Consider the following 25,169-nt stretch of genomic DNA (forward strand, 5'->3'; position numbering starts at 1 on the left):
CGGAAGGATTACCGCTCTGCGCGATACACCAGATCGCCGCGCGGGACAGGCTGCGGCTGAAGGCCCAGCCAGGTGTTATAGCCTAATCGCCCATTGCTGCCGAGCGTGGCGCCCTGCACCGCGTCTGCGCGCAGGATCACCCGCGTTTCCCATTCAAACTCCACGCCGGCGTACTGACGCACCCAGTCGCGCAGCTCGGTGACCCACGCTTCACCCGGCAGAAAGCGGTTGTACTCCTCCGCGCTCAGCGGGCCAATCTCGATGCGAAACTTATGCTGCACGTCGCGGACGGCGACGCCGAGAAAGGCGGATTCACCCATGCGCGGCATGCGGCGTCCTGCTCCCAGCTGCGCTTGCTCGCGCGTGGAGAGCGGCATCCACTGCGGCACGTTGCTGACCAGTTTGACCGGCGCCTTAAAATAGCTGCGCAGGATCTTCTCCAGCCCCTCCGGATCCCGCCCATGACGGGTCAGGTGCCCGGCGTGGGTAAAGCGCGCGTGCGCGCTCAGGCTGCCGTTGTCCATCTGACCCGGCTGGCCCATCCCAATCAGCGACGCCAGATAGCCCTCAAAGCGCTTGTTATCGGCGCGGTCCAGCGAGACGGTGGGCTGCGCATCCGCCCAGGCGCGGTAAAACAGCAGCGCCAGACGATGGTGGAACAGATCGGCAAACGCGCTCAGGCTGGTGTCCTGATGATGATAAATACGCTCGCGGGCGTACTCGGTCATGTGGACAGGCAGCGGGCCGTTCGGGCCAAACAGGCCGAAGCTGAGGATAGACACCTCATGCAGCCCGCTCTCTTCCCGCTGACGCACCCTGGCCAGCGTCGACGGAGCAAAACTCATCGACGGCTGCTGGCCGATGCGCAGCGGTTCAAATTTTGGCAGCGGCGCGCGGCCCAGCGGGTAGCGCTCGCCGCCCTGGGCATCAATGCGCCTTAACAACTGAAACAGATCGTAGCGCCAGGGCGTCTCGCGGACGCCGTGCCAGAACGCGTCCGGCAGCTTCGTCAGGCGATGCACGCGCAGCGGTGCAGTGGCGGCGTCACTCATATCAGCGCCCTTTTACCCATGCGCGGCGCCCAGTAGCCAATCTCGCCGCGCTGCTGACTCTTCAGGGTGAACTCGGTAAAGCTGTTGATGGAGACCAGGCGGGCAAAGAGGCGCTCCATCACGCTGCCAAAGAGCCACGGACTGGCCCCCGAAAAGGCTCGCTCATCCACCGTCAGGGTAATGCCGATCCCGCGGGCGAACACCACCGGGCCGGGTTCAGGCACGCGGCGGTGAACCGGCTCCAGCACGCAGTGGCGAACGCCCTCCACCTGACGCGCCACAGGCGTTTCGGCCAGGTTGGCGTACAGTCCTAACAGCTGACGCAGCGCGGCCGCCCCCTCCTCATTGTCACTGTCCATCAGGCTGAGGTAGTTCATCTGCAGCTGGCTGATAAGCCGCCAGGTGCTGAACCCTTCTGCCAGCGCCGGACGCGGCGGCGTCGGCCCTTTACGCAGGGTGAGGGATTTCACCGGCATGGAGTCAGCCATAATGAACTCCCCGAGCTCCTGCTGCAGCATCAGCGGCAGGTCACGGCTGGTGCAGAGCACCTCCGCAGAGATATAGCGCAGATTTTCCTGCCACGGCGCGTGCTGTTCATCCACCAGCGAGACGAAGACCTCCGAGCCGATATAGCCGGTACGGGTGCCGTAGCGCAGCGCGTGCTCGGACAGCACGCGCTGCTCGCGTCGCAGGGAAAAATAGGCCCCGTAGTTGCCCGCATCGCCGCTCCAGGTGCTCCAGAACGGACGAAACGTCTGGTCATCACGCTGGCCGTCCGCGCTGCCATAGATTTTTTTTACCGCGTAGATTTCATAATCCAGCGGACGGATGTTATCGACCACCAGATGGTATTCATGCTGACCGTCATTTAGCTTCTGCCGCGCCGCAACTTTCGGGAAAAGGTTGATGACCGGGGTGCAGTGCAGCGCCAGATGGCTGGCATCGACCACGCGCTCCAGCTGTTCATCCGACTTATCCAGCAGGATGAAGATGTCGAAGGCTTTTTCTTCTTCACAGCGCTGGATCAGCGTGCTCAGGCCGCTGAGGCTAATGAAGCGGAAACGGGCCGGAAACGCGAAATACTCCTGCAGCAGGCGATAGCCGTCAAAGTTGCGCAGATCGTCCGGCAGCAGCGCCTGGTCAGGCTCAAATCCCTCCTGGCGCAGCGCGTCCGTCGCCAGCAGCTGTCGCTGCGGCTGCGGGCTGACCGTCTGACAGACGATCCCGGCGTGGTGCTCCATCACCAGCTCCAGCAGCTTCAGCGCCTCGATATCCGGACCGGCGAGGAAAAACTCAAGACGGTCGAAATCCAGGTGCCCGAGATGTTGCGGGCCGTCGCAGGCGATGCGGATCCGCAGGGCGCTGCCGATCCCCCGCTGGCTCAGACCCAGCTGTGCGAGCGGCAAATCGGCAGGGACTCCGCCCAGCTCAACCTTGTCGATTTTCAGCGGCAGCAGGTTGACCTCGTGCGCCGTGGTATAGCTGCAGGTCACGCCGGTTTTTTTCAGCGCCAGGCTGTCCATCATGGTACCGCGCGGCACGATGAAGCCCTTGCTCAGGTCGCCCCGGCTGCTGTCGGGCAGAATCTCCGCAATCGCCATCGACGGCGTGGGCGCAAGATAGTTCGGCGCAATCATCTCCAGCAGACGCTGGGAGAAGCGCGGAAACTCCGCGTCCATTTTCATCTGCACGCGGGAGGTCAGGAAGGCGAACCCTTCCATCAGACGTTCGGTATACGGGTCCGCCACGTCGATGCCGCGCATGCCCAGCCGTCCGGCGACTTTCGGGTAGCGTTCGGCAAACTCGGCCCCCATTTCGCGCAGGTAGGCCAGCTCACGGTTGTAGTATTCGAGCAGTTTACTTTCCATGATTACCCCGCATCTTTCAGTTCAAAATGGCCGTTTTCCAGATCGACATCGGTGCGAAACAGAAACTCCAGCGGGTACGGCACGCACCATAAACGCCCTTTGATCTCGATGGAGAGCACGTTGTGCAGATCCAGCGAGGAGGTATCCGACACGCAGCGGACCTGCAGCCCCTGCGGCAAAATGCGTGGTTCAAAATTGATGATGGCCTCGGTGAGCTTGCGCTGAATGTCGTGCCATTCGATGTCCGACATTCTTTTCCCGGCCAGGGGCGCGACGCCGAAGTTAACCACCGAGCGGCTCACGTGCGGTAGCGCGCTTAAATCGCCGGAGGCATCGTGGTTGATGGTATTAAACAGCCACTGCAAATCGCGCAGCACATTGCGGCGCAGGGCGGCGTGGGTGATCAGATTGCTGTTGGCCGACTCACGCTTTTTTTCCGGGTCGTTATCAGTGAGGCGATCGAGCAGCGAGGGCTGCATTTTGTCGCGCGCCCCCACCTTCTCCTGCCTGCTGCGGGCTTGCCAGCCGCTGCGCAGCAGATCGCCTTCGCCAGCGGGATTACTCATCGGCTCCATCCGTCGCAAACGTCACGAGGCTTAACGACAGCAGCGGGCTTTCGCTTTGCTCGCTCAGCCAGGCCTTCTGGCCCTGGCCTTCATACAGCGTGCCGTCAGTATCGAGCGGGTGCCAGTCGGTGGTGCGCCCCAGTTTAACCGCGTCAGAGGCATCGGCCGCAAACGGGTAACGCGCCGGGATCTGGCACACCTGCTCCGTCCCGTCCGTCAGGCGCACCAGCGCGTGACGCCAGACCAGGTCGGTCACGCTGGCAGGCGCCTGGAAACGGATCTCCGCGATAGCGTTAAACGGCAGCCAGAAATAGCGCCCGTTGACGATGGTTTCGCACACCGGGCCGAGACGGGCATCGCCGTCCATCAGCCAGTCAAAGACCTGCGTCTCCTCGTTTTCGAGGGTAATCTGGCCGGGGGTGGCCTGCGCCTGCTCAAGGGCTTCCAGACGCAGCGCCTGCGCGCGCTCGCCCTCCTCGCTCAGCGCCGCCGCAAGGGTGGTTAGCCACGGCCACTGGGTTTCAGGCATCGCCGGACGCGCCTGTCCCGCCATCACCTGCGCGCGCTGCAGCTCGCCCTGAATGGACTGCTCCAGCAGCGTGACGGTGGGTTTCGCCTGCGGCTTCAGCGCCAGCCAGCTTTTCAGCTGGGTCAGGGCACGCGTCCAGTTGCCGCTAAGGGTTAAGAACTGCACGAACGCGGCGCGGAGGTCGGCATCCGCCGGACGAGCTTTGATTTCTGCTTCCAGACGCGCGAGCGCGTCGTTGAGCGACTCACCCGCCAGGTGTTGATAGAGCGTATTCATCGCCATTCCTTAATTTGCCGCGCGCCATGCGCCAACGGCCGGATCGCGCAGCTGAGGACGCAGGGTGTCAATCAGCACGATATTCAGCGGGGTGCCGGGTGCCACCCAGGCGCTCCAGGTTTTTTTCACCGCGGCGATACGCGCCTGCAGCTTTGCATCGTCGCTGGCGGTTTCACGGGAGATCTCCACCGCGACGGTGCCGTTGCTCTTCCAGCTGTTCAGGGTGCTGTCGTAAGGCAGGATCATCCAGCTCTGGTCGCTGTTTGGGGTGCTGAATACCATGCGCTCTTTGTTGACGGAGGTGATCAGCGCGTTTTCCGGGTCGGCGCTCTGATTCAGCCCGGTGACCGGGAAGCCATGAATGTACGTTACCGCCATCTCTTTCTGCCCGCCGTTGCGGGACTGCGACACAACGGTGTGTCCGCTCAGCCAGCTGCCATTCCCGCAGCGGGTGGTGTCAGAATCCGGAATGAAGAGCGCCGGTGCAGAGGCGCCCCCTTCCCAGAAGGTGCGCAGGTGGCAGCCGTCCTGCAGGGTAAACTCCTGCCACGGCGTACGGTCGGCGGCAACGGTACGGGAAGCCACGTTCTGATCGGGCGGCAGTAACGCGCCGCTGGCTGGGGTGGCGGTGACGGTCGCAGCAGGCGCGGCCTGCTCCTGTTTCACCACCAGCGCCCAGTCCTGCGCTTTGCCTGCCGTGCCCTGCGCCAGCGTGGTACCCGCCGGATCGTTGAGCGTCCAGCTGAGTTTATTGACTTTACTGCACTGGTGTTCCAGCAGCGCGCCAAGACGCGGCACAAAGTTCTCCAACACGGAGACGTCTTTCTTGCCGTTCGCCACAATGCGCAGCGCCACCTCAGGCTTACACCAGCTCTGCGGCGTGTTGTCTTTGATGTTGTCGATCCAGATATCCAGCTTCTGCGCAGGAGACTGCACGATGCGGAAATTTTCAGCCTGCGCGGTAGAGGTCGCCGCCAGAAGTGCCAAACCCGATAGCCAAAGTTTCATATCGTTCCTTGTGTGTCTAATCAGTTCCGCAGGGAAGAAATTGTGCTGCGTCAGAGAGGGTGTGCAGCAAAGTGGTGTCCTGAGGGTTGCCCATCCATACCGCCAGGGCAGTATAGTTATCCTGGGCATTCCCCTCCTGCTCGCCATTCTTTTGAATGATTTGGTTCATTAAGGTCAGCCACTCCTGCGGCGTATTCACCATATGCAGCGACTGCTTCATTTGCTCTTCGCTGACGCCGTGCCAGAACCCGTCGGTGCAGAGTAAAAAGGCATCACCGTCTTCAACCTGCACCACGTCGCTGTAGCTCGCTTCCGGCCCGCCGTTTTCAATTCCCAGCGCCAGATAGAGCAAATTGCTGTTCAGGTTGTCGGTCTGGTGCCCGGCATCTTTCATCTGCTGCACCAGGCTGTGGTCGGTGGTCACATGCCACAGCCATCCCCGGCGGAACAGGTACAGGCGGCTGTCTCCGGCATGGGCCCAGTAGGCCAGCCCGTAATCACGGTCAATGAACAGGCTAACCAGCGTCGTGCCCATCCGGCGATAGTCCTGAACGGCCTGCTGTTCGCTGAGAATAGTGCGATTCGCCGTCTGCACGTAGTCGCGAATATGCTGCGCATTAAGATGTTTGTCGCCATCAAAGCGGGAGATAATGCTGTTGCGGGCCAGCGCGGCGGCCACTTCGCCGCCCGGCAGCCCCGCGATGCCGTCGCAGACGACAAAGCAGGCTGAACGTTCCCCAATGGTTTCTCCCGTCTGATCCTGGTTGCTGGCGCGCGTCCCCTGGCGGGAGAGAGAAGCCGTTGCGATATTCATTTGTCTTCCGATCCGCTCTGTGAGTCTTTGTACTGATTGACCTCCATGTCATACGCATGAAGGAAGGCCTCGCCGAACAGGGTGTGGAAGTCGTCCTCAATCTCGCCCGCCGTCTCGCCATAGCTGCGAACAAAGTAGTCCCACAGGGCGGCTTTGCGGCTGCCCGGCAGCGCCAGACGCGAGGTCATGCCGTTCTGCTTCGCCTGCTCTTCCAGCTGTTCCGGGTTAAAGGACTGCAGCATCGCGGCAATAATGGCGCGGATGCCGGAGATCATGCCCAGCTGGTGCGCCTGCAGGTCGATCAGCGCGTCGCGCACGGATTTGGTTGGCGGCATAAAGCCCGGCATCGGTGTGCCGAACATCTGGATTAACACGGTTTTGCCGGTCGGCAACAGCTTGAACGGGTTGTTGGCATCGTCCAGCACCATGGTCATGTCGGCTTTTACGCCGCGCTTGAGAATGGAGCGCGAGGAGAGCAGCGCCACGGTCCCCTGGGAGAACATGCCGAGGATCTGCCCCAGTTGACGCATATTTTCACGGTCAAACTGCGGAACGGGCTGCATTTCGCTGAGCCCCATCCCCTCCAGCAGCGCCTCCAGCAGCTCGCCCTGCAGCACTTCGCCCTTCTCACCGCTGTTTGCCGTGGCGGTTGGGGCGGCGGCGTTATTGACCGGATCGATGCGCAGGCGGCCCTTCGGTGCCTGAGCGCTGCTGCGCGCAACGGCCTGTGGCGTCGGCATGGTGAAGCCAGCGTAATCCGGTCGCGCGGGTTCCTCTTCAGCACGCGGTTCTTCCTGCGGCTCAGGGGCGAACAGCGGAGAATCGGCCAGCGCGTCCTCTTCCTGCTCAGGTTCCGGCACGGGGGCTGGCTTCTCGTTAATCACGTCATCCGGATGGGTTAACGGCGCGCCGCCCATCAGCCCGAGCGGGTCGTCATTACGCGCGGCTGGCGCGCTGGACTTACCGCCAAACAGGGCCAGCGGATCGAGCTCATCCGTCCCCTCTTCGTTCGGAGCTGGCTGGGTCTCAACCGGTGGCACCAGCGTGGAAGGCGTAACGTCGTCAAAAATGCTCTCTTTTTTAAACAGCGCTTCGTCGCTGAACAGCGAGTCCGGATCGACATGCTTACGTTCGAGCGTGGGATCGCTGTCGTTGAACATCGCCAGCGGATCTTCGGCGTTACGCTCCGGGGCTGCAGGCTGGGAGAACGGATCGTGCGATGCCGCAGGCTGCGGTTTTGTACGGTTGCTGGAGATGCTGTCGGAGATGGAAAACTCCTGCATCAGGCTATCCCAGATCTCCGTTGGCACGGCGGTCGGCTCGGCTTTTCCACGGGGTGCGGCACTCGCCGGTTTCGGCTGCTGCGCAGGCGCAGGAGCCACGGCCGGACGCGCCTGCTGGTGCAGGCTGGCCGCCATGCGGCTCACGGGCTGCGTATCGTGGATCAGCTCGGTCACTTCGATACGGTAGTCATCAATACCGAGAATGTCGCCATCCTGCAGCTCAACCTGACGTCCCCGCTCCAGCGGAATGTCATTTAAAACCACGCGGGTGACGCTGCCGCGGTTGGTGACGCGGCATTCGCCCTGAGCGTCAACGTGAACAATGGCCTGCAGACGAGAGATGGTGCGGTCATTGTCCGGCAATACCAGATTGTTATCCGTACCGCGCCCAATGGTGCCGCCCGGGGCGTAAAAATCACAGCTGCTTTGCGGCGGCTGATGACCGGGTTTCGTAGAAATAATCGTGAATCGCATGGCGTATTCCTGCTGGTATGATTAGCGCTCAAACGCTGCCGCTCTCGGGGCGAGAACGGCGGCGTTTGGGGGCGATTCCATTGGTTCTATTTTGCGGTTTTGAGCGGACGAATCGCGTCGCTGTTGGCGATTAAGCTGCACTTTAAAACCTGATATTGACCCGGTTCGGTACCACCTACTTTCTCTTTCAGTAAAGAAACAATCACCTTGTCAGCTTTTTCAAAATTCTCAGCAGGGAGATTGCTTGCTTCCAGCCATGCGGCCGCACTGGCCTCTGCATCATCTTTGAGACTTTTACTGTCCGCAATCTTACTGATGCATCGATTTTGCACCCAGTTTTCAAAGATTTGTTGCTGAGAAAAAGCACTCACATCAGGAAGTGTTTGGGAACAAGCAACGGAGGCATTTAAAACCAATACAAGCAGCAATAAACGTTTCATTTCAGGCTCCAGAAAGTTGCGTTGGTAGGAATAACTTAAACTGGCCTGAGGGACCTTCTTCTAAAATGAAACGAGCCGCATAACGAATAGAACCGTTTTTCCCTGACACTTTCAGAGCAATATCATATTCTCCCGCTTGCCACGTAATCCCCGTCCACTGATGACATTGTTGGGTCGTTAACGTCACCTCAGGGCTAAACGTTGACGGCGGCGATATCGCCTTCCATTCATTTCCCGCGCGTTTCATTATGGTGGGTGAATGACTGGTGACAGGCGCGTCTACCCCAGAGTTAGCAGGTATAGCAAAGCAGGGCTCGTTGTTCTTTAGCGTAACCGAAAGTGGCTGATATTGTGCAGGATGAGACACACAGGCGTTCGCCATTAACGTGACTGCAAACACACCGAATAACTTTTTTATAACCATGCCCGCCGATACCAAGGGTTCTTGACGCTGATAAAGACCGGGGAAAATTCCCCGGCCACATGCGCAATTACGCTTCTTTGTTCTCTTTGATGTTCCAGCCAGCGCTACTTTCAGCACCTTTACCACCAGAAGTGGTCTGCTCCCAGTACTGCTGTTTCACTTTCGCAGCCTGGAATGCGTAGGTCACACCCACGGTGTCGCCGTTGTCAGCACCGGTGTACTGAACAGAGGTCACCAGCACATCTTCCAGCGTAATGCGGGAATATTCCACCTGCTGGCCGCCCGCTTTACACACGGACAGCTCAACCTTAGTCAGGTGTTTACCGCTGGCGCAGTGTTTCAGGATTGCTGTAGTGGATTTGTCGATCAAGGCATTAACGTGCAGATCGTTAAAGTTAACTTTACCGGCACCGCCGCCACCGCCAACGCTCATATTACCAGGCTGGGAAGCGCCCCAGGAGAAGGAGGTAATATCAGTCCAGCCGGTGTGGTTAGAATCTTTAGATTCGCCCGTAACACCCTCGACCTTCAGAAACATATCAATAGCCATAATATCTACTCTTCGTGGATGAAAATTATTGCTTTCGAAAAAGCACTTATATGGCAAACAGGAAAGCATGGGGCTGAATAAAACCGTCCATATTTTACCTCTGCCTCTAGCCTGACGAATTCGTACTTCGTACAGACTCTTCAGAGTGCCTGCAATTGCAACCACCCTAAATTTTGTTAGTTACACTTCATGGTAACTAAGCGCTAGACAATCATTCACTGTATCATCTAGAATATTTTCAATCGTCTATCATTCATCAAAGGCAACATAACATGAAGAAAATATTGTTATTAATACTTACCATTGTATTTTTAATTATCGCAATTTTCACAACTGTAGATCTTTTTCAGTCCGCCTGGTATGTATTTTCATTAGAAAAAGTCACTACAACTTCTGCAGGTTTACTTTTTGGAAAATTACTTTTCCTGCTGGTCATACTTTTAGCATTTCACTTCTCGCTAAGATTTTTGCGCAAATCAAAGCCTTGATTTTAATTTTTCCGCAAAATAGTAAATAGCGATAGATGCAACTAAGAGAATGATTAATAGAGCGGCATTTATCGTTATTTCCAAGATGGTTACCGACCAATCAAAAACAAAAATATAATAGCCAAGAGTTGAGAAAAAAAGCATAAATGAAACAATAAGCATGAGATAGACTATAACGTACTTTGATGCTCTTTCAAACACGAGTAGCTCCTGCTAAAAACTGACTAAAAATCTCTTTATCTATGGCACCATGACTCTGTTGGAAATTTATAGCTTCAATAAATGGCTTAACATTATCTTCAACGAGAAAATATAACAAATCTAAATCGCCCGCACCACGCAACTCATAGTAAACATTTTTGTTTAATTTTAATAGATCGTATGAGGCATAAACTGAGCGAGAAATTGAAGCCCCCACACTTAATACACCAGTAAGCCCTGCAGAAACAAGAAATCGCGGCACAATTTTTGAAACGAATAGCGTAATTAATTCATTTACGAAAACCATTTTAAAGGCTATACCACCTACTTGCGACCCACCGACTTTTAGGAGGAGTGCCTTAGATTGTTCTTCAGATAAACCAGACAGATATCGTTTGACCACTGTATTGATTAACCGACGCACATCTTCTGATGTAAGCCCTTTTTTTATTAAAGTTAACAATCTAATTTTATCTGTTTCATTTCGCCACCGATGGTCTGTATCCAGAAAATCTTTTGTTAACATCCATAAGTCTTCTGGAATTGACATAAAACCATCGACCGCGCTGCGAGCGAAAATTTCTGGGCCACTTTGTTTACGCGTATCAAAAATTTTCAGCATGCCATCTGCAATTTCTTTTGGTGAACTCGTTCCCAAAGTTGATTCCTCCTGAGGTTCATGAATGTCGGTGGCTTTCTAGATGAATTTTGCCAATGTAGTTTACTTTGCCGGCCCTCCAGGGCCGGCACTCATCATCACGCGTCTTTCGTCTTCAGCGACGGCAGTTTAGATACCAGACGCAGAGAAACGGTCAGACCTTCCAGCTGGTAGTGAGGACGCAGGAAGAACTTCGCGGCGTAGTAGCCAGGGTTGTCCTCAATCTCCTGCACCTGCACTTCCGCAGCCGCCAGCGGTTTGCGGGACTTGGTCTCCTGGGAGGAGTTCGCCGGGTCACCGTCGACGTAGTTCATGACCCAGTCGTTCAGCCAGCGCTCCATCTCTTCGCGCTCGCGGAAGGAGCCGATTTTGTCGCGCACGATGCACTTCAGGTAGTGGGCAAAGCGGCAGCAGGCGAACAGGTACGGCAGACGAGACGCAAGGCGCGCGTTGGCGGTGGCATCCGGGTCGTGGTACTCGGCCGGTTTCTGCAGAGACTGCGCGCCGATGAAGGCAGCAAAGTCGGAGTTTTTACGGTGAACCAGCGGCATAAAGCCGTTTTTCGCCAGCTCGGCTTCACGACGATCGCTGATGGCGATCTCGGTTGGGCACTTCATGTCCACGCCGCCGTCATCGCTCGGGAAGGTGTGGCACGGCAGGTTTTCCACCGCCCCGCCGGACTCCACGCCGCGAATCGAGGTGCACCAGCCGTACTCTTTGAAGGAGCGGTTGATGTTGGCGGCCATCGCGTACGCGGCGTTCGCCCAGGAATAGCTGTTGTGGTTCGCGCCGTCGGTCTGCTCTTCAAAGTCAAAGCTGTCGACCGGGTTGGTGCGAATGCCGTACGGCAGGCGCGACAGGAAGCGCGGCATCACCAGGCCCAGATAGCGGGCATCTTCGGATTCACGCAGTGAACGCCAGGCGGCGTATTCGGTGTTCTGGAAGATCTTGGTCAGGTCGCGCGGGTTGGCCAGCTCCTGCCAGGACTCCATCTGCATCACGCCCGGTGCGGTACCGGTAATGAACGGACAGTGCGCCGCAGACCCGATGCGCGCCATTTCGCCCAGCAGCTCAACGTCCTGCGGGCTGTGGTCGAAGTAGTAGTCGCCGACGATGCAGCCAAACGGCTCGCCGCCGAACTGACCGTACTCCTGCTCGTAAATTTTCTTGAAGATCGGGCTCTGGTCCCAGCCCACGCCCTTGTAGCGCTTCAGGGTGCGGCCCAGCTCCTGCTTGGAGATGCTCATAAAGCGGATCTTCAGCATCTCGTCCGTTTCAGTGTTGTTCACCAGGTAGCTCAGACCGCGCCAGGCGCTCTCCAGCTTCTGAAACTCTTCGTGATGAATGATCTGGTTCACCTGCTGTGACAGCTGTTCGTCGATACCGGCAATCAGGTTCTGAATGGTGCGGTAGGTATCGTTCGAGAAGGTGACGGTATTTTCCAGCGCCTGCTGCGCCAGGGTTTTGACCGCGCTTTCGACGGCGGAACGCGCCTGGTCGGTTTTCGGGCGGAACTCTTTGTTCAGCAGCGCGCTGAATTCATCCTGGCTGAACGCCTGACCCGCCTGCTGCTCGTGTTGTTGAGTCTGGTTGCTCATCGATTATTCCTCGCTACCTTTCGCGCTTTCGTCATTTTTCGGCAACTGGCTCAGGGATTTGAGCAGCGTCGGATCCTGCAGAATTTTTGCGATCAGCTCTTCCGCACCGTTTTTACCGTCCATATAGGTCAGCAGGTTGGAGAGCTGGGTACGCGCTTCCAGCAGCTTGTTCAGCGGCTCAACCTTGCGGGCCACCGCGTCCGGCAGGAAGTCATCCATGCTGTCGAAGGTCAGATCGACGTTGAGCTTACCTTCGCCGGTCAGGGTGTTGTCCACCTGGAACGCCACGCGCGGCTTCAGCGCCTTCATGCGTTCGTCAAAGTTGTCGATGTCGATTTCGAGGAATTTACGCTCGTCGACGGCCGGCAGGTTTTCCACCGGTTTGCCGACCAGATCGGCCATAACGCCCATCACAAACGGCAGCTGAATTTTACGTTCTGCACCGTAGATCTCTACGTCATACTCGATCTGCACGCGGGGGGCACGGTTACGTGCGATGAATTTCTGCCCACTGTTACTCATTGCCATGATGTTCTCCATCAAAGATGCGCGGTGAAGGTGAAACGCCAGGCTCCATGCCTGACGTCATAATGCCTGGACGCGCTATTCGCGGCGCCCAAAGATGTTTTCCAGTTGGTTAACGCCGTCTGGCGCCAGGTCGCGAATAATGTCCATAAAGTTAAGTTCTGACAGCCGCTGCACCCGTTCAATCATCAGCGGTGCGGGGTGGCTTGGTTCGTACTGCGCAAAATACTGCTTCGCTTTTTCCAGCATCAACTGGGCGTCGGCGCGGCTGGTGACCTGCACGCTGCGCCAGTCGGTCACCGGCTGAACGGGCTGCGTTGCCGTCGGCTGCTGTTCAGCCAGTGTCTCTGCCTGCGCTTCACGGTTCGGCAGCAGCTTGCTGATGTCGGTCACCTGACAGGCGCTGGCGACCAGCCCCACGGTTTTCAGCAGCTGCTCCATCTCAGGTACGCCGCTTTCACCGAGATGCCCGATGAGCAGCTCGCGGATGGCCAGCAGACGTTCGTTAATGACGATGACCGCGGCGGTCCCCGGCTGGTCGCCGCGAGCCAGCTCGTCAATCAGCCGCGGGCGCCCGCCGGGATAGTCCGGGCATTCGGTTTTACTGCCGTCCAGCAGCGCCTGGGCATCCCGCAGCGAAATTTCATCGCCGTTAGAACGCAGCAGCGAGGCGTTGCGTACCGCGACCGTCAGGTCGGATTTATCACTCAGCCCGGCGAGAGCGTTGATGCGGTAGAACGGGTCGGTTTCGCCATACTCTTCCAGCAGCGGATAGAGCGGCTCCCAGTAGCGGGCGATCGCCTCCTGCACCAGCAGTAATCCGTCCGCGTAGCCCGCCAGCCCGCGACGGCGGGTCCAGGCATGGGTTAACGCCAGCAGGACGCGAAGATCTTTGGTGCGGGTCAGCAGGCTGGTGGCGTATTTTTCGACCGTGTTCCAGTCAGCAGGCTCCGCCGGGATGATGGTGTCGCCAAACTGCTGTTCCGCTTTCCCAAGGCTTGCCTGGTTCATCGCCTGGAAGTCAGCGTCGTACTCCAGGTTTTCGCCGCAGGGGTTGTCAGGGCTTATGGGCGCGAGAAATTCTTCGATATTCATGAGATCCCTGCTTATTCAAACATAGGCGGATAGAGACCGTGACGGCCCGGACGGGCGCCCCCTGCCGGATCGAACAGCAGGGTGAAAAGCTGCCCGGTAAAGTTACCGCTGTGCACGTGGGTGTAGAGCGGGTATCCGTCGCAGCGGTTGGTCCACCAGTAGCTGGTCTGACGCAGCGGGTCAAAGCACTCTGCCGCCTGAGGCCAGCCCAGCGTGCTCTGGCCGTCCTCGTCGTAGCCAATCACATCCAGGATGTCGGAGCGCTTTTGCGGCTCGACCGGCTGCGGCGCCGGAATGGACATCAGCATCTCGTCGAGCTGCGAGGCGGAAAAACTGTTGCGCACCGCGTGCAGCCCCAGGCGTCCAATCTGCTGATACCAGCTTTCGGCCTGGCTGAGCAGGCTGGTCGACCACTCTGACGGGGCGAAGCTCAGCTGAATGCAAACCGGGTATTGTCGGCCGACGCTGTCGCGCCCGGGCAGCAGACAGCCCATCTGGATCATCTGGCTGCCCAGCATGGGCGGTACCACAAAATTCCAGACGGGCGCTTTCTGAAACGGGCGCTCGCCGCTGCGCTGCTCTTCCTGCTGCCAGGCCAGCAGACCGACCTGGAACCAGTGCGACCACTGGCGCTGTAAGGTGTCAGGAAAGCGGCGCTGCAAAAAATCTCCGGCGCTGGGTAACTTGCCATACCAGCTGTAGCGGTTCATCGCAGGGGTATTCGTCATACGGCTGTCCTTGCGGTTATGGGCATGAGAAACGGGGAAGCTGGAACGGGTTGCGAATGCTGTTTGGCGCAAACTCCAGCGTGACCTGATGTCCGTCGACGTTGAAGGTGGCCTGACGGCTGAGGCTACCCGCCCCCGGGCTGGTGCTCGCTTTATCAAAGAAGCGGTTCAGCGCCCAGGAACCGTTGGTCACCAGCGTCGCCGTGCTGCCGTTCGCCAGACCCAGCTGCATGCGGACCTGGTTGGTGCCGCCCGGCCCCGGCCAGTTCATGATCTGCACCGCCTGCGGCCCGTGGCTGTAGCGCAGCAGCTGACCGTCCACGTCCAGGGTCAGGTTCAGAATGGTGTTATCCATTCGCACGGTGCGAACCGTCACCTTGAAGGACGGCGTGGTTGCGCCGTTAGCAAAGAAGGCGTCGCGAATCGACTGGGCCTGCTGGAACGGTCTCAGCAGCCCTTCGCTTCCCGGCAGCGTTTTCCCGTCGATGCCCGGCATAAAGCGCCAGTTGGCCTGGGTGGTGTCCACTTTGCTGGTCAGGTTATCGCGAAAGAAGGTATCCATCAGCCCGGTCCCCGGCGCAAACATGCGCGCGAGATCGTCAGGGGTGACCTCGGTGCTGGCGCTGCGCACCAGCGGGTAGCGACCGGCAATCGCCTGACGGCAGAACCCGCCCACCTCAACGTTAATGCGCTTACGCACGTTTTCCAGGTCACGGCGCTGGGTGTCGCTGCTGGCGCCCACCGCCATGTTGCTGAACATGGTTTGCAGCCCGCCCGGCAGACGACCGGCGCTGGCCTGCAGGCGCCTGATCGCCTCCCCGCCCGGCGCCGGCATACCGCTGTTGGCCGCGTCCTGAACCGCGGTCAGGTAGCGATACAGCTCATCCACCTGCTTGAGAAAATCGTCAAACACGATGGTCTTCCCGCCCTTCTCCAGCGGCTGGGCCAGCTCAATCATCGGCGCGTAATGGTCGGTCACCAGCTGCTCCGGCGCCTGGGTAACCGCGGCGGCCTGCGTTGGCGCATTGTCATTATTGCTGAACAGCGCTTCCAGCGTGCGGGTAGCGCGGCTGCTTTGCGCCTGCGCTTTACCCGCATCTTCCGGCGCTGGCGTATCGCGGGAGAGCGTCAGGACCTGGCTCAGGTTCTGCACCAGGCGGCGCAGCTGCGAGTTGGCGCCGGAAAGCAGGCGCGCGGTGTTGATGCGCTGGGAAAGGTCGGCGCTGTTATTCAGCTGAATGTCAGCGAGAAAGCGATCCCAGTTAGCGATAAAGTCGCGCATATAGAGCTGGCGCACGGCGTTATCGATCTGCTGTTTATCATCCTGCGCCGTGGCGGCCCCCAGCACCCAGGCATCGTCCTCGTGCAGGGCGGTGGTAACGCTGTCAATCTGGCCGTTAAAGCTTTTCCAGTAGCCGTCCGGCGTATACAGACCCGGAACGCCCTCGCTCACCGGCTTGCCGCTTTTGCGGGAAAATACCAGCTCGCTCTGCGGTCCGCCCAGGTCGGAAAGGGAGACCGGCTTCAGGTTGTCGTCATGTTCCAGCAGGCGCTTCAGGCGGCCGTAGACGCGGGTTGAAAGCGGCTGCTGGCCGATCATCGCTCTTTCGCGCGCCACCAGGGACTCGTCCTGCGCGTACGGCGAGGCCTGAATTTTCGGCTCCAGCAGCTGCGTCAGGTGCCATTCAAGCTGCTGCAGCTGCGCCTTCGTGACGTTCTGCGGCAGGTTACGCTGCAGGTTGAGCATTACCCACGAATGCAGGAATTTGCCGTCGTAGTGCTTCGGCTGATAGAGCATCTGATAGGCTTTCAGCGCCTCGTAGCTGTATTCCACATCGCTGCCGTTGTCGTTGCGAAGCCAGGTGGTGATGTGCATGGCGACGGCAGGGAGCAGCATCTGATCCAGCGCTTTCTGATACAGGGACTGAGAGGCGTCGCTGACGTCATCCCCGCGATAAAGCCCCATACGGCGGGAGACCGGCGGATCGTTCACGTCAAACGCGTCGCTTTTCGGCAGATCCACCAGGCTATTCAGCAGCGGCAGCAGTTCGAACAGGTCACGCTGGGTCTGGTTCTGTAAGGCCTTGCTCTGCTGGTCGAGCAGCGGAACCTTCGCATCCACTTCTTCCAGGTAGGCCTTGTTTTTGGCATAGCTGGTGAGCCACAGTCCACCCAGGATCACCAGCAGGGCCAGCAGCGCCGCATAGCCAGACCAGATCACGGCCCGGTTGCGCAGCTCCCACCAGCGGTTTTCTCCGGCGATCCCGGCTTCCTGGAAGATGACGTTTTGCAGCAGGTTCTTGATGAAGAAACTCTGGCCTTTTGCGCCCGGGATTGGCGATTCTTTGCTGACCGAATCCCAGTTATCGCGCTCTGCCCCTTCCGGCAGCGACAGCGCGCGGTTCAGTTCGCCCATCACGCGGTCGAACGGCATGCCTTCCTGCGTCCCGCTGGCGAAGTAGATCCCGCGCGGAGAGAACTCGGTTTCGAAGTTCGAGCGGGCGAAGACCGTGCTCAGGTAATCCGCCAGCAGCGGACGCAGCGCAGCGAACTCCTGCGGGAAAAGATACGCTTCGGCGCGGGTCTTCGCGTCATGCTCTTTGAGCATGGTTTCCGGCAGCCCGGCGTCGAGGCGCTGCTGCAGCAGAGAAAACTCCTGCTGGAAATTGCCCATCAGGTCGTAATCGGCGTGTTTGGTTTGTTCCCACGGCAGCGTGAAGCCCCAAATCTGGTCGCGCTGCGCTTTATCGTAGTCGGCAAACCAGGCGCGGAAGCCTTTGAGCAGGTCGGCCTTGGTCACCATCACGTAGACCGGGAAGCGAATCCCCAGCTGTTCATGCAGCTCGGACAGACGCTGGCGCAGGTTCACCGCCTGCTGGCGGGACGCCTCGGCTGACTGGGTGAGCAGGTCAGAAATGCTGATGGTGACGATCACACCGTTGATCGGCTGGCGGCGGCGATACTTGCGCAGTAACCCCATGAACTGCAGCCATTCCCCGGCGTCCTGCACCTGCTCGCTCTCCTGGGTGGTATAGCGACCCGCGGTGTCCAGCAGCACGGCCTCGTTGGTAAACCACCAGTCGCAGTTACGCGTGCCGCCAATGCCGCGCAGGGCGGTCTTACCGAAGCGGTCGGCCAGCGGGAACTGCAACCCGGAGTTGACCAGCGCCGTGGTTTTACCGGAACCCGGCGCGCCGATAATGACGTACCACGGCAGCTGATAGAGGTATTGCGTGCTGAAGCGCTGCGTCCACTGAGCGCCCTGCCCCGCCTTGCTGAAGTGCGCTTTTTTCAGCATCTGCGCGGCTTCATCAAAACGGCTGGCGAGGATCTGCTCCTCGTTGTTCAGTCGCTTCTGCGGATCCGCCGCTTCCGGGCTGGTGGTGTTCTCATTGAGCTTGTCCATCAGCTTGCGGTTCAGCCAGGCGTTGTAAAGACGCGGCAGAATGTGGCCCTGCGCCCACAGCAGATAGACCACGGCGATACTGATGATGCGGTTCTGTTCAGATTCAAGCGGCCGGGTGTCCACGATGGACAACAGCGGGCCAATCATCCAGATCACCGCCGCCAGCGCCGTGACGCCGAGGAAGCTCCACAGAATGCGGTTAGTCAGTATGGAAAGAAGAGTCGTCAGCATTCCTTAGTTTCCTTGCGGCAATCCGTTCAGCTCGGCCTGGGTATTTTCAGGCGACACCAGCAGAGTAATTTCCACACGGCGGTTACGGGCGCGGTTTTCAGGCGTCGTGTTCGGCGCCACCGGGTTAATCTCGCCCCGCCCTTCCGCTTTCACGCGGCCAGGCTGAGAGAGGCTTCCCTGCAGCATTTTCTGTACCGAGCGGGCGCGTTCCAGAGAGAGTTCATAGTTAGAGGCAAAGCGCGCGCTGCGGATCGGCACGTTGTCGCTGTAGCCCACCACCAGAATTTTGCCGCTCACGTTATTCATTGCCTGCGCGATGCGGTGGATGACCGGCTCATAGCGGTCGCGCACGACGGTAGAGGCAGAAGCAAACAGCCCGTCGCCCTTCAGGATAACGACGCTGCGATCCGCTTCGTCTTTCACCGCGACCAGGCCAGCCTCGATTTCAGGTTTCAGGAAGCCGCGCAGGTTCAGCACAGCCGGAAGCTGACGCGCCGGTTGCTGAATAGTGGTTTCCGGCAGCTGGGACTGGTAAATCTTCGCCAGCACCGGGTTGGTGCTGTCGCCAAGACGCCAGTTGAGCACGATATAGAACAGGCAGGCGATAAACCCGGCCAGCGCCACGCAGGCCCACAGGGGAACCATCGGCCGCCAGAGCTTGCGCAGCACCGGGCGATCTTCCGGATGGGGAGAAAGCGGCGCCGGATAGCTGCCGCGCACGCCGCGGATCATCTGCCACAGCCGCTGCTTGATGGTCTCAAGCTGGGTGCGGCCATTGTCCAGCACCCGATAGCGTCCTTCGAAGCCGAGCAGCAGGCAGTAGTTGATCATCTCCAGCAGCAGAATGTGCTCGCGCGGGTTTTGCGACAGGCGCGCCAGCAGCTGGAAGAACTTCTCGCCGCCCCAGGTTTCGTTATGGAACGTCACCAGCAGGCCATTGCTTGACCAGACCCCGCTGCTGCCCCAGGGGGTCAGCGCGGCAGCCTCATCGAGCGCCGTACAGAGGCAGTAACGTGCCCCGACGATCACTTCGTAGGGCAGCCCCGCCTGCTGACAGCGGACTTCGAAACGGCGAATTTCATCGATTAGGCGCTGGCGTAACGCCACCTGATCGTCGTGCGATACCGAATGACGGATCTGCGGAATCGCATTGAGCAGCGGATTGGCGGCCGCCACCAGCTGATTGTTGCTACTGGCCCCGGTGAACGCGGCATCGCTGCCGGTATCCTGTCGTTCCTGCATATTAAGCGCTCGCTTTATTATTCTGTCGGGCTACGGATGGCCCAAAACTCCATATCCAGCCCCGGGAACTCCCCCGCAAGGTGCATGGCGAATGCGCCGGACTTATCCATCTCGTGCCACAGCTCGCTGCCCTTCTCGAGCTCAAAGTAGCTGTAGCCGGCATGCCACGGGATCTGCGGCGGTGCAACCGGCATGGCGCGCAGCATAATGCCCGGCAGCTGAAGCTGAACCAGATCGCGGATTTTCGACACCGGTGCGACCTTCATCTGCGCCGGGAAATGAGTTTGCAGGTGTTCGCCCGGCACGTTGGCTTTGACCGCCAGCACGAAGCCGAACTCACGCACCATGCTGGTTTCAGGCACCGTGGCGATGTTGAGGCCGTGAGAGCGCTCGTTAAGCGGCAGCTGGATAGCGTGGTCTTCCATCACCAGCGACAGCCCCTGACGCAGCATCAGCATCAGCTTGCTGAAGCAGTTCGCCAGATCGTCATGATCGTAAATCGGCAGCACGCTTTCGGCGGTCCGCTGCGACGTCCAGGTGGCGAGCTCGGTGGCAAACGGCAGCCAGCTGCGCCAGAGCGTTTCCGGGTGCAGCAGCGGGAGGGTTTTTAAATGAGACACCTCGCCCAGATGACGATTAACCAGCGACAGCAGCGTAAACTCGATCATTTCAGAGGTGTTAAAGCGGCCGGGCTGGCGCAAACGGCCGCCAATCTGCTGGCTGCGCTGCACCAGTAAGCCGTGCAGATCGTTGATCATGCTGTAGAGCTGCGGGCTGTTATTGGCATTGAGCATCGGCGGGATGTAGCTGTTGTCGAGCCGCACGTGGTTGTCGTTACGCTTCTCGGTCACAAACGCCACGCCGATGGCGGTCCACTCCGCCGTGAGGTCTTTTTCGAGCATCAGGGTCAGACGCAGGCGGCCAAACTGGACGGTAGCATCCCCCACCGACATGGCGTTATCGTCCTCCACCTCCTGCTCGAACGCGATAAAGCGCGCCAGCGAGGATGGCTCTTCGCTGAAAATCACCTCTTCTCTCTCGCCACGACGAACCGGCAGTGCGAGCACCACCTTTTCGTTGGTGAGATTGTCAGGAATTTTCAGCGGTACTGGACCGTTACGCCCGTTGCGCACCTGGAAAAAGGTGCCGTCCGGCAGCAGCCCACTGCAGTAGCTCAGGGCAATGCATCCCTGACGAAGCATCGCTTCATCCAGTTCAACGTCGAGAAAGCCCCAGAGATACGATCGCTGCAGCGCGCCCCATTCACGAACATGGTTGAGCAGATAGCTTTCAGTCCGCTGAAAATGGTGTGGACGCAGGAACATGCCTTCGGTCCAGACGACCTTTTCTGCTTTCGTCATGATGATGTGTTTCCTGTTTAGAAGCGCGTTACTGGCTGATGACCCGAATGCCGTTCACGTCGAGAAAAACGTTGGCCTGAAGTTCATCGGCGGACCATTTCCAGAACTGGTAGATATGATTTTCGCCAGGCACGGGCAGAGGGAGTGAAACGCGCCATTTTTTGCCATCCAGCACCTGGTACTCCGCCATCACGCCGATGTAGCGAGCCTCCGGCGAGCTTTGCCCGCTGAGAGTTTTTGACAGCTGTCCCGGCATCAGGAAGAACACATCGCTGTTCAGCAGATTCGCGCCAAGCGTGGCTGACGCGTTGTTCTGCAGGGAGTAGAAGTCGCTGGACATGAAATCCGCATCGGATTTCAGCAACAGTACCCGAACCTTAAGCGGCGCAGATTCATTGATTTGTGGATGAGCCTGAAACTGCAGGTTGTAGCGGGAGGGGTCGCTGTGTGAAGACGACGAACAACCACCGATCAGCGCGAAAATCATCGCGTAAAAGAATAACCACAGCCTATGAAAATTTTTATTATTCATAAAAATGCGCTCATGAAAGCCGTTTAGTTCAGGATCCAGGTACCGTTAGCGCTGTCTTTGCAGGCTTTGCTGTTACCGTCGACATCAACACAGGTCGCTTTTTTACGCGCCTTTGGACGAATAGCCTGTTTACGCACGGCGGCGTCGTACTGGTCGGCCTTGATAACAGCGCGCATCGGAACGTAACCAATCAGCTGTTCGTTACCTTCATCGGCAAGCGCCATCCAGTAGTGTTCAACCTGCCCCAGCACCACGTACGTTTTTCCGGTCTCGAGAGTGCGGATAACTTTACCGCCAAAGTCAGGACGGCTCATCAGGGAGGCCGGATACATGGCACGATACGGCTCGTTAACCGGGTTGAACTCCGTCGGCGCCGTCACGGCGTGACGGTGGGTTAAGGTGACGCCGTTGACCTGGCTGGTCTCGATCGTATCGTCGTTGATCACAGGTTTCTGCGGTGCTTTACAGCCCGCCACCGCCATTACAAACAGAAGTGAAAACAGTACGCGCATTTTCATATGCTTTTCCGTAGCGATATTTCGATGATGGAGATAAGGGGATGAAGTTTGACTTAAGTGCTATTGTTAAAATAGCCAGGATATTTTCGGGGCGTTACTACTTTAAGGGCATAGCTACCGCACGAGCCTTTCAGAATAAGGCCCAGTGTTTTCCTGACATATTTTGACAAACGGTAAACAAGTTTACATGAGCTTCGTATCAATTCAATATTTACCGCCGCGTAACTGTTGGTAAATGAAGCAGTCGGAAAATTATAGGATTAATCCTATGATAAAAAACGTTATGGCCCACCCTTTCTTATTTCTTCACCACAAAACGACATAACTTTATGTTTTATATATTAAAAAACACAAAGGAGAACCACTTTCATTAACGCAATCACGTTATTATCGCCACTACCATAATTAGTAGAATTCGCGTTTTTTTGATGTCAAAGGAATATATCTCTGATGAATTATTTGTTGCACTAACAGGGTATCTTTAATATTGAAGACGCTTCATCGCCTGGGTGAGAATATTTCACTTACGCAGCAAGATGTTAATTTCATGCCGCAAAAAAAGCGTATATTTTCGGCCGTAATAATTCCACTGTCAGGTATACCTTATATCTATTATTCATTAAGCGTGAGTAAACCTTCCTGCCATTCTCTCAATTGAAAAATGCCTCCAGCAGCCCACCAGCCGCGAATCGCGGCGATATCTCCAGCGCATCAGCTTCATTCGAAGTTTTACTGCCGCTACATACTTTCCTGCTCACCGCCATCTATCTCACCTACCGGACGATAGATAAGATTTATTATTAAAATGATAAAAATTCGTTATAATTTCTTTAAATATTTAAACACCAGACCAAATAAATTACTGTAATAAAAAGAGTTTGCGTTAAGGCATTTTTCCGTTCCGTATGTGCGTTGCCATCCGGCCGTCATTGCTTTCACCTATTGCTCTCGTCAGTGATTTTTTGAGCTCAGGCGTTGTGTGATCGAACAAATCAGGAGTGGGTATGAACAAGAAAAGACGCTCGGTGCCAGGCATCAGACACTATGACGGCCCTGCTGGCGGCTGGGGCGCATTGAAAGCAACGGCCATTGCGGTACGCACCCAAATGGATACCCTTGACGCCCCCGCGACGCTGCTGCGCACTAACCAACCTGACGGCTTCGACTGCCCGGGCTGCGCGTGGCCTGATAAAGAACACAAATCGACGTTCCAGTTCTGCGAAAACGGTGCCAAAGCGGTGACCTGGGAAGCAACGAGCAAACGCGTCACCCCCGCGTTTCTGGCTGAAAACAGCGTCTCCTCGCTGCTGGCAAAATCGGACTTTGAGCTGGAAGGCTACGGTCGACTCACGCACCCCCTGCGCTATGATCGGGCGAGTGACACCTTCCGCCCCGTCGACTGGGACGCGGCGTTTCAACGCATCGGCGAAGTATTGCGCGGGCTCGAGCCGGACCAGGTCGAGTTCTATACCTCCGGACGCGCCTCTAACGAAGCGGCGTATCTGTTCCAGCTGTTTGCCCGTGAATACGGCACCAACAACTTCCCCGACTGCTCGAATATGTGTCACGAGGCCACCAGCGTCGGTTTGCCCCGTTCGATTGGCATCGGGAAAGGGACCGTCTCGCTGGACGATTTCGACAAGACGGAGCTTGTGATCTCCATCGGCCATAACCCCGGTACGAACCATCCGCGAATGATGGGGACCCTCCATGAGCTGGCCCGTCGCAACGTGCCGATTATCGTCTTTAACCCGCTGCGCGAGCGCGCGCTGGAACGTTTTGCGGACCCGCAAAGCGTGATTGAAATGGCGACCTACGGCTCCACGGATATCGCCTCGACCTATTTCCAGGTGAAGGCCGGAGGCGATGCCGCCGCGCTGAAAGGGATTGCCAAACACCTGCTGGAAATGGAGGCCGAACGCGGGGACGTGCTCGATCGCGCGTTTATTGCCGAACACACCCAGGGCTTTGAGGACTTTGCCGACGATATCGCACAAACCCGCTGGGACGACATTGAGCGCGAGTCGGGTCTGAGCCAGGGGGCACTCAAACAGGTGGCTGAGGCCTATGCGAAATCGAATGCCACCATTATTACCTACGGGATGGGCATTACCCAGCACAATAAAGGGACGGCCAACGTCCGCCTGATTGCGGACCTGCTGCTGATGCGCGGGAATATCGGTAAACCCGGCGCGGGAATATGCCCGCTGCGCGGTCACTCAAACGTGCAGGGGAACCGTACCGTCGGGATTAGCGAGAAACCCACGCCAGCCTTCCTGAACAGTCTGAAGGAGGTTTTCGGCTTTGAGCCACCGTCTCACCACGGCCATGACGCGGTGCAGGCCACCCAGGCGATGATCGACGGCCGCGCGAAGGCGCTCATCTGCCTCGGCGGTAATTTTGCGGTGGCGATGCCCGACCATGAACGCGGGTTCCCGGCCATGGGCTCCCTGGATTTGAGCGTCCACGTCGGCACCAAGCTCAACCGTACCCATCTGCTGGTGGGCAAAGAGACCTTTATTTTCCCGTGTCTTGGCCGTACCGAGCTGGATGTTCAGGCCACCGGCCGCCAGTCCATTACCGTTGAAGACTCGATGTCGATGGTGCATGCCTCATCCGGCAAGCTAAAACCCGCCTCCCCGTTGCTTCGGTCAGAACCCGCTATCGTCGCGGGCATGGCGAAAGCCACCCTGCCGGATACCCGCGTGGACTGGATGACGCTGGTTGAGGATTACGACCGCATCCGCGATCTGATCGAGCAGACCATTCCGGGGTTTGAGAACTATAACGCGCGGATCCGCGTTCCCGGCGGCTTCCGTATGCCGCTGCCGCCAACGCAACGTCTCTGGCCAACGGCGACGGGAAAAGCGATGTTCTCGGTCTTCGACGGCGTACACGAGAACGCCAGCGGTGAAGGTGAGCACGTCCTGCGCCTGATCACGCTGCGCAGCCACGACCAGTACAACACCACCATTTACGCGCTGGACGACCGCTACCGCGGCGTGTTTGGCCGCCGCGACGTGCTGTTTATGAACGAAGAGGATATGGCGCAGTCAGGGCTGGAACACGGCGACCGCGTGGATATCGAAACCGCCCTGCCCGGCAACGGACAGCGTCTGGAAGACATTACCGTGGTGGCGTACAACATCGCGCCGGGGACCGTCGGGGCCTATTATCCGGAGGCCAACGTGCTGGTCCCGCTTGATTATCTGGATAAGGACAGCGGTACGCCGTCGTATAAATCCGTTCCAGTTCGCATCACCCTGCGCTCAAAAGAGATCCGCATGCTGTAAGCCGATCGC

General features: G+C 58.1%; 21 protein-coding genes. 1 reads left to right on the plus strand and 20 read right to left on the minus strand.

Annotated elements, in window-relative coordinates:
* Positions 1–8: 8 nt before the first annotated feature.
* The 20 genes from tssG to ACVCAM_RS08680 all read right to left on the minus strand — a co-directional run bounded on the left by tssG (position 9) and on the right by ACVCAM_RS08680 (position 21,867).
* Positions 9–1,052, minus strand: a complete 1,044-nt coding sequence (gene tssG, locus ACVCAM_RS08585; protein WP_025913116.1) for a type VI secretion system baseplate subunit TssG — start codon at positions 1,050–1,052, stop codon at positions 9–11.
* Positions 1,049–2,920: a type VI secretion system baseplate subunit TssF gene (gene tssF, locus ACVCAM_RS08590; RefSeq protein WP_023344384.1), complete on the minus strand. Its 1,872-nt coding sequence runs from the start codon at positions 2,918–2,920 to the stop codon at positions 1,049–1,051. Before tssF ends, tssG begins: the two co-directional genes overlap by 4 nt.
* A 2-nt stretch (positions 2,921–2,922) precedes the next feature.
* Positions 2,923–3,486, minus strand: a complete 564-nt coding sequence (gene tssE / locus ACVCAM_RS08595; RefSeq protein WP_008502634.1) for a type VI secretion system baseplate subunit TssE — start codon at positions 3,484–3,486, stop codon at positions 2,923–2,925.
* Positions 3,479–4,291 carry a type VI secretion system accessory protein TagJ gene (locus ACVCAM_RS08600; protein WP_025913117.1) on the minus strand — a complete coding sequence of 271 codons (813 nt, stop codon included), beginning with the start codon at positions 4,289–4,291 and terminating at the stop codon, positions 3,479–3,481. The genes tssE and ACVCAM_RS08600 overlap by 8 nt, the downstream gene beginning before the upstream one ends.
* Positions 4,292–4,300: 9 nt before the next feature.
* The gene (locus ACVCAM_RS08605) at positions 4,301–5,299 is read right to left on the minus strand and encodes a hypothetical protein (RefSeq protein WP_008502636.1); all 999 of its coding nucleotides are present in this window, start codon (positions 5,297–5,299) and stop codon (positions 4,301–4,303) included.
* Positions 5,300–5,315: 16 nt separating this feature from the next.
* Positions 5,316–6,113, minus strand: coding sequence for a PP2C family protein-serine/threonine phosphatase (locus ACVCAM_RS08610; protein ID WP_008502637.1), 798 nt, complete (start codon positions 6,111–6,113; stop codon positions 5,316–5,318).
* On the minus strand, positions 6,110–7,870 hold the full coding sequence (gene tagH / locus ACVCAM_RS08615; protein WP_025913119.1) for a type VI secretion system-associated FHA domain protein TagH: 1,761 nt from the start codon (positions 7,868–7,870) through the stop codon (positions 6,110–6,112). Before tagH ends, ACVCAM_RS08610 begins: the two co-directional genes overlap by 4 nt.
* Positions 7,871–7,956: 86 nt before the next feature.
* Positions 7,957–8,310 carry a T6SS amidase immunity protein Tai4 family protein gene (locus ACVCAM_RS08620; RefSeq protein ID WP_025913120.1) on the minus strand — a complete coding sequence of 118 codons (354 nt, stop codon included), beginning with the start codon at positions 8,308–8,310 and terminating at the stop codon, positions 7,957–7,959.
* Position 8,311: 1 nt separating this feature from the next.
* Positions 8,312–8,734 carry a putative T6SS immunity periplasmic lipoprotein gene (locus tag ACVCAM_RS08625; RefSeq protein ID WP_071580364.1) on the minus strand — a complete coding sequence of 141 codons (423 nt, stop codon included), beginning with the start codon at positions 8,732–8,734 and terminating at the stop codon, positions 8,312–8,314.
* A 67-nt stretch (positions 8,735–8,801) separates the two neighbouring features.
* Positions 8,802–9,284 (minus strand): Hcp family type VI secretion system effector, encoded by a 483-nt coding sequence (locus ACVCAM_RS08630; RefSeq protein WP_008502640.1) that lies wholly within the window; start codon positions 9,282–9,284, stop codon positions 8,802–8,804.
* A gap of 681 nt (positions 9,285–9,965) precedes the next feature.
* Positions 9,966–10,631, minus strand: coding sequence for a hypothetical protein (locus tag ACVCAM_RS08635; RefSeq protein WP_407223454.1), 666 nt, complete (start codon positions 10,629–10,631; stop codon positions 9,966–9,968).
* Between the two features lie 98 nt (positions 10,632–10,729).
* Positions 10,730–12,229, minus strand: coding sequence for a type VI secretion system contractile sheath large subunit (tssC, locus tag ACVCAM_RS08640; protein ID WP_021240385.1), 1,500 nt, complete (start codon positions 12,227–12,229; stop codon positions 10,730–10,732).
* 3 nt (positions 12,230–12,232) lie between these two features.
* Entirely contained in the window at positions 12,233–12,757 is a 525-nt protein-coding gene (tssB, locus tag ACVCAM_RS08645) for a type VI secretion system contractile sheath small subunit (protein WP_008502644.1), read from the minus strand.
* A gap of 75 nt (positions 12,758–12,832) precedes the next feature.
* On the minus strand, positions 12,833–13,849 hold the full coding sequence (gene tssA / locus ACVCAM_RS08650; protein ID WP_023293800.1) for a type VI secretion system protein TssA: 1,017 nt from the start codon (positions 13,847–13,849) through the stop codon (positions 12,833–12,835).
* A gap of 11 nt (positions 13,850–13,860) precedes the next feature.
* The gene (tagF, locus tag ACVCAM_RS08655) at positions 13,861–14,577 is read right to left on the minus strand and encodes a type VI secretion system-associated protein TagF (protein WP_008502646.1); all 717 of its coding nucleotides are present in this window, start codon (positions 14,575–14,577) and stop codon (positions 13,861–13,863) included.
* 16 nt (positions 14,578–14,593) lie between these two features.
* Positions 14,594–18,214 (minus strand): type VI secretion system membrane subunit TssM, encoded by a 3,621-nt coding sequence (tssM, locus tag ACVCAM_RS08660; RefSeq protein ID WP_447093571.1) that lies wholly within the window; start codon positions 18,212–18,214, stop codon positions 14,594–14,596.
* A 3-nt stretch (positions 18,215–18,217) separates the two neighbouring features.
* A complete protein-coding gene (locus ACVCAM_RS08665) occupies positions 18,218–19,456 on the minus strand; it encodes a DotU family type VI secretion system protein (protein ID WP_008502648.1) in 1,239 nt (412 codons plus the stop codon).
* Between the two features lie 17 nt (positions 19,457–19,473).
* Positions 19,474–20,817, minus strand: coding sequence for a type VI secretion system baseplate subunit TssK (tssK, locus tag ACVCAM_RS08670; protein ID WP_407223457.1), 1,344 nt, complete (start codon positions 20,815–20,817; stop codon positions 19,474–19,476).
* Positions 20,818–20,845: 28 nt separating this feature from the next.
* Entirely contained in the window at positions 20,846–21,349 is a 504-nt protein-coding gene (tssJ, locus tag ACVCAM_RS08675) for a type VI secretion system lipoprotein TssJ (RefSeq protein ID WP_023344389.1), read from the minus strand.
* A gap of 23 nt (positions 21,350–21,372) precedes the next feature.
* Positions 21,373–21,867, minus strand: coding sequence for a hypothetical protein (locus ACVCAM_RS08680; RefSeq protein ID WP_008502651.1), 495 nt, complete (start codon positions 21,865–21,867; stop codon positions 21,373–21,375).
* Positions 21,868–22,871: 1,004 nt separating this feature from the next.
* Here ACVCAM_RS08680 and ACVCAM_RS08685 point away from each other — a divergent pair.
* Positions 22,872–25,160, plus strand: a complete 2,289-nt coding sequence (locus ACVCAM_RS08685; protein WP_407223459.1) for an FdhF/YdeP family oxidoreductase — start codon at positions 22,872–22,874, stop codon at positions 25,158–25,160.
* The last annotated feature ends 9 nt before the right edge of the window (positions 25,161–25,169 follow it).

It is taken from the genome of Enterobacter sp. CFEC122 (assembly GCF_052983755.1).

Coding starts and splice junctions, on each gene's coding strand:
- tssG (WP_025913116.1), bottom strand. CDS start 1,052: ATGAGTGACGCCGCCACTGCACCGCTGCGCGTGCATCGCCTGACGAAG.
- tssF (WP_023344384.1), bottom strand. CDS start 2,920: ATGGAAAGTAAACTGCTCGAATACTACAACCGTGAGCTGGCCTACCTG.
- tssE (WP_008502634.1), bottom strand. CDS start 3,486: ATGAGTAATCCCGCTGGCGAAGGCGATCTGCTGCGCAGCGGCTGGCAA.
- ACVCAM_RS08600 (WP_025913117.1), bottom strand. CDS start 4,291: ATGAATACGCTCTATCAACACCTGGCGGGTGAGTCGCTCAACGACGCG.
- ACVCAM_RS08605 (WP_008502636.1), bottom strand. CDS start 5,299: ATGAAACTTTGGCTATCGGGTTTGGCACTTCTGGCGGCGACCTCTACC.
- ACVCAM_RS08610 (WP_008502637.1), bottom strand. CDS start 6,113: ATGAATATCGCAACGGCTTCTCTCTCCCGCCAGGGGACGCGCGCCAGC.
- tagH (WP_025913119.1), bottom strand. CDS start 7,870: ATGCGATTCACGATTATTTCTACGAAACCCGGTCATCAGCCGCCGCAA.
- ACVCAM_RS08620 (WP_025913120.1), bottom strand. CDS start 8,310: ATGAAACGTTTATTGCTGCTTGTATTGGTTTTAAATGCCTCCGTTGCT.
- ACVCAM_RS08625 (WP_071580364.1), bottom strand. CDS start 8,734: ATGGTTATAAAAAAGTTATTCGGTGTGTTTGCAGTCACGTTAATGGCG.
- ACVCAM_RS08630 (WP_008502640.1), bottom strand. CDS start 9,284: ATGGCTATTGATATGTTTCTGAAGGTCGAGGGTGTTACGGGCGAATCT.
- tssC (WP_021240385.1), bottom strand. CDS start 12,229: ATGAGCAACCAGACTCAACAACACGAGCAGCAGGCGGGTCAGGCGTTC.
- tssB (WP_008502644.1), bottom strand. CDS start 12,757: ATGGCAATGAGTAACAGTGGGCAGAAATTCATCGCACGTAACCGTGCC.
- tssA (WP_023293800.1), bottom strand. CDS start 13,849: ATGAATATCGAAGAATTTCTCGCGCCCATAAGCCCTGACAACCCCTGC.
- tagF (WP_008502646.1), bottom strand. CDS start 14,577: ATGACGAATACCCCTGCGATGAACCGCTACAGCTGGTATGGCAAGTTA.
- tssM (WP_447093571.1), bottom strand. CDS start 18,214: ATGCTGACGACTCTTCTTTCCATACTGACTAACCGCATTCTGTGGAGC.
- ACVCAM_RS08665 (WP_008502648.1), bottom strand. CDS start 19,456: ATGCAGGAACGACAGGATACCGGCAGCGATGCCGCGTTCACCGGGGCC.
- tssK (WP_407223457.1), bottom strand. CDS start 20,817: ATGACGAAAGCAGAAAAGGTCGTCTGGACCGAAGGCATGTTCCTGCGT.
- tssJ (WP_023344389.1), bottom strand. CDS start 21,349: ATGAATAATAAAAATTTTCATAGGCTGTGGTTATTCTTTTACGCGATG.
- ACVCAM_RS08680 (WP_008502651.1), bottom strand. CDS start 21,867: ATGAAAATGCGCGTACTGTTTTCACTTCTGTTTGTAATGGCGGTGGCG.
- ACVCAM_RS08685 (WP_407223459.1), top strand. CDS start 22,872: ATGAACAAGAAAAGACGCTCGGTGCCAGGCATCAGACACTATGACGGC.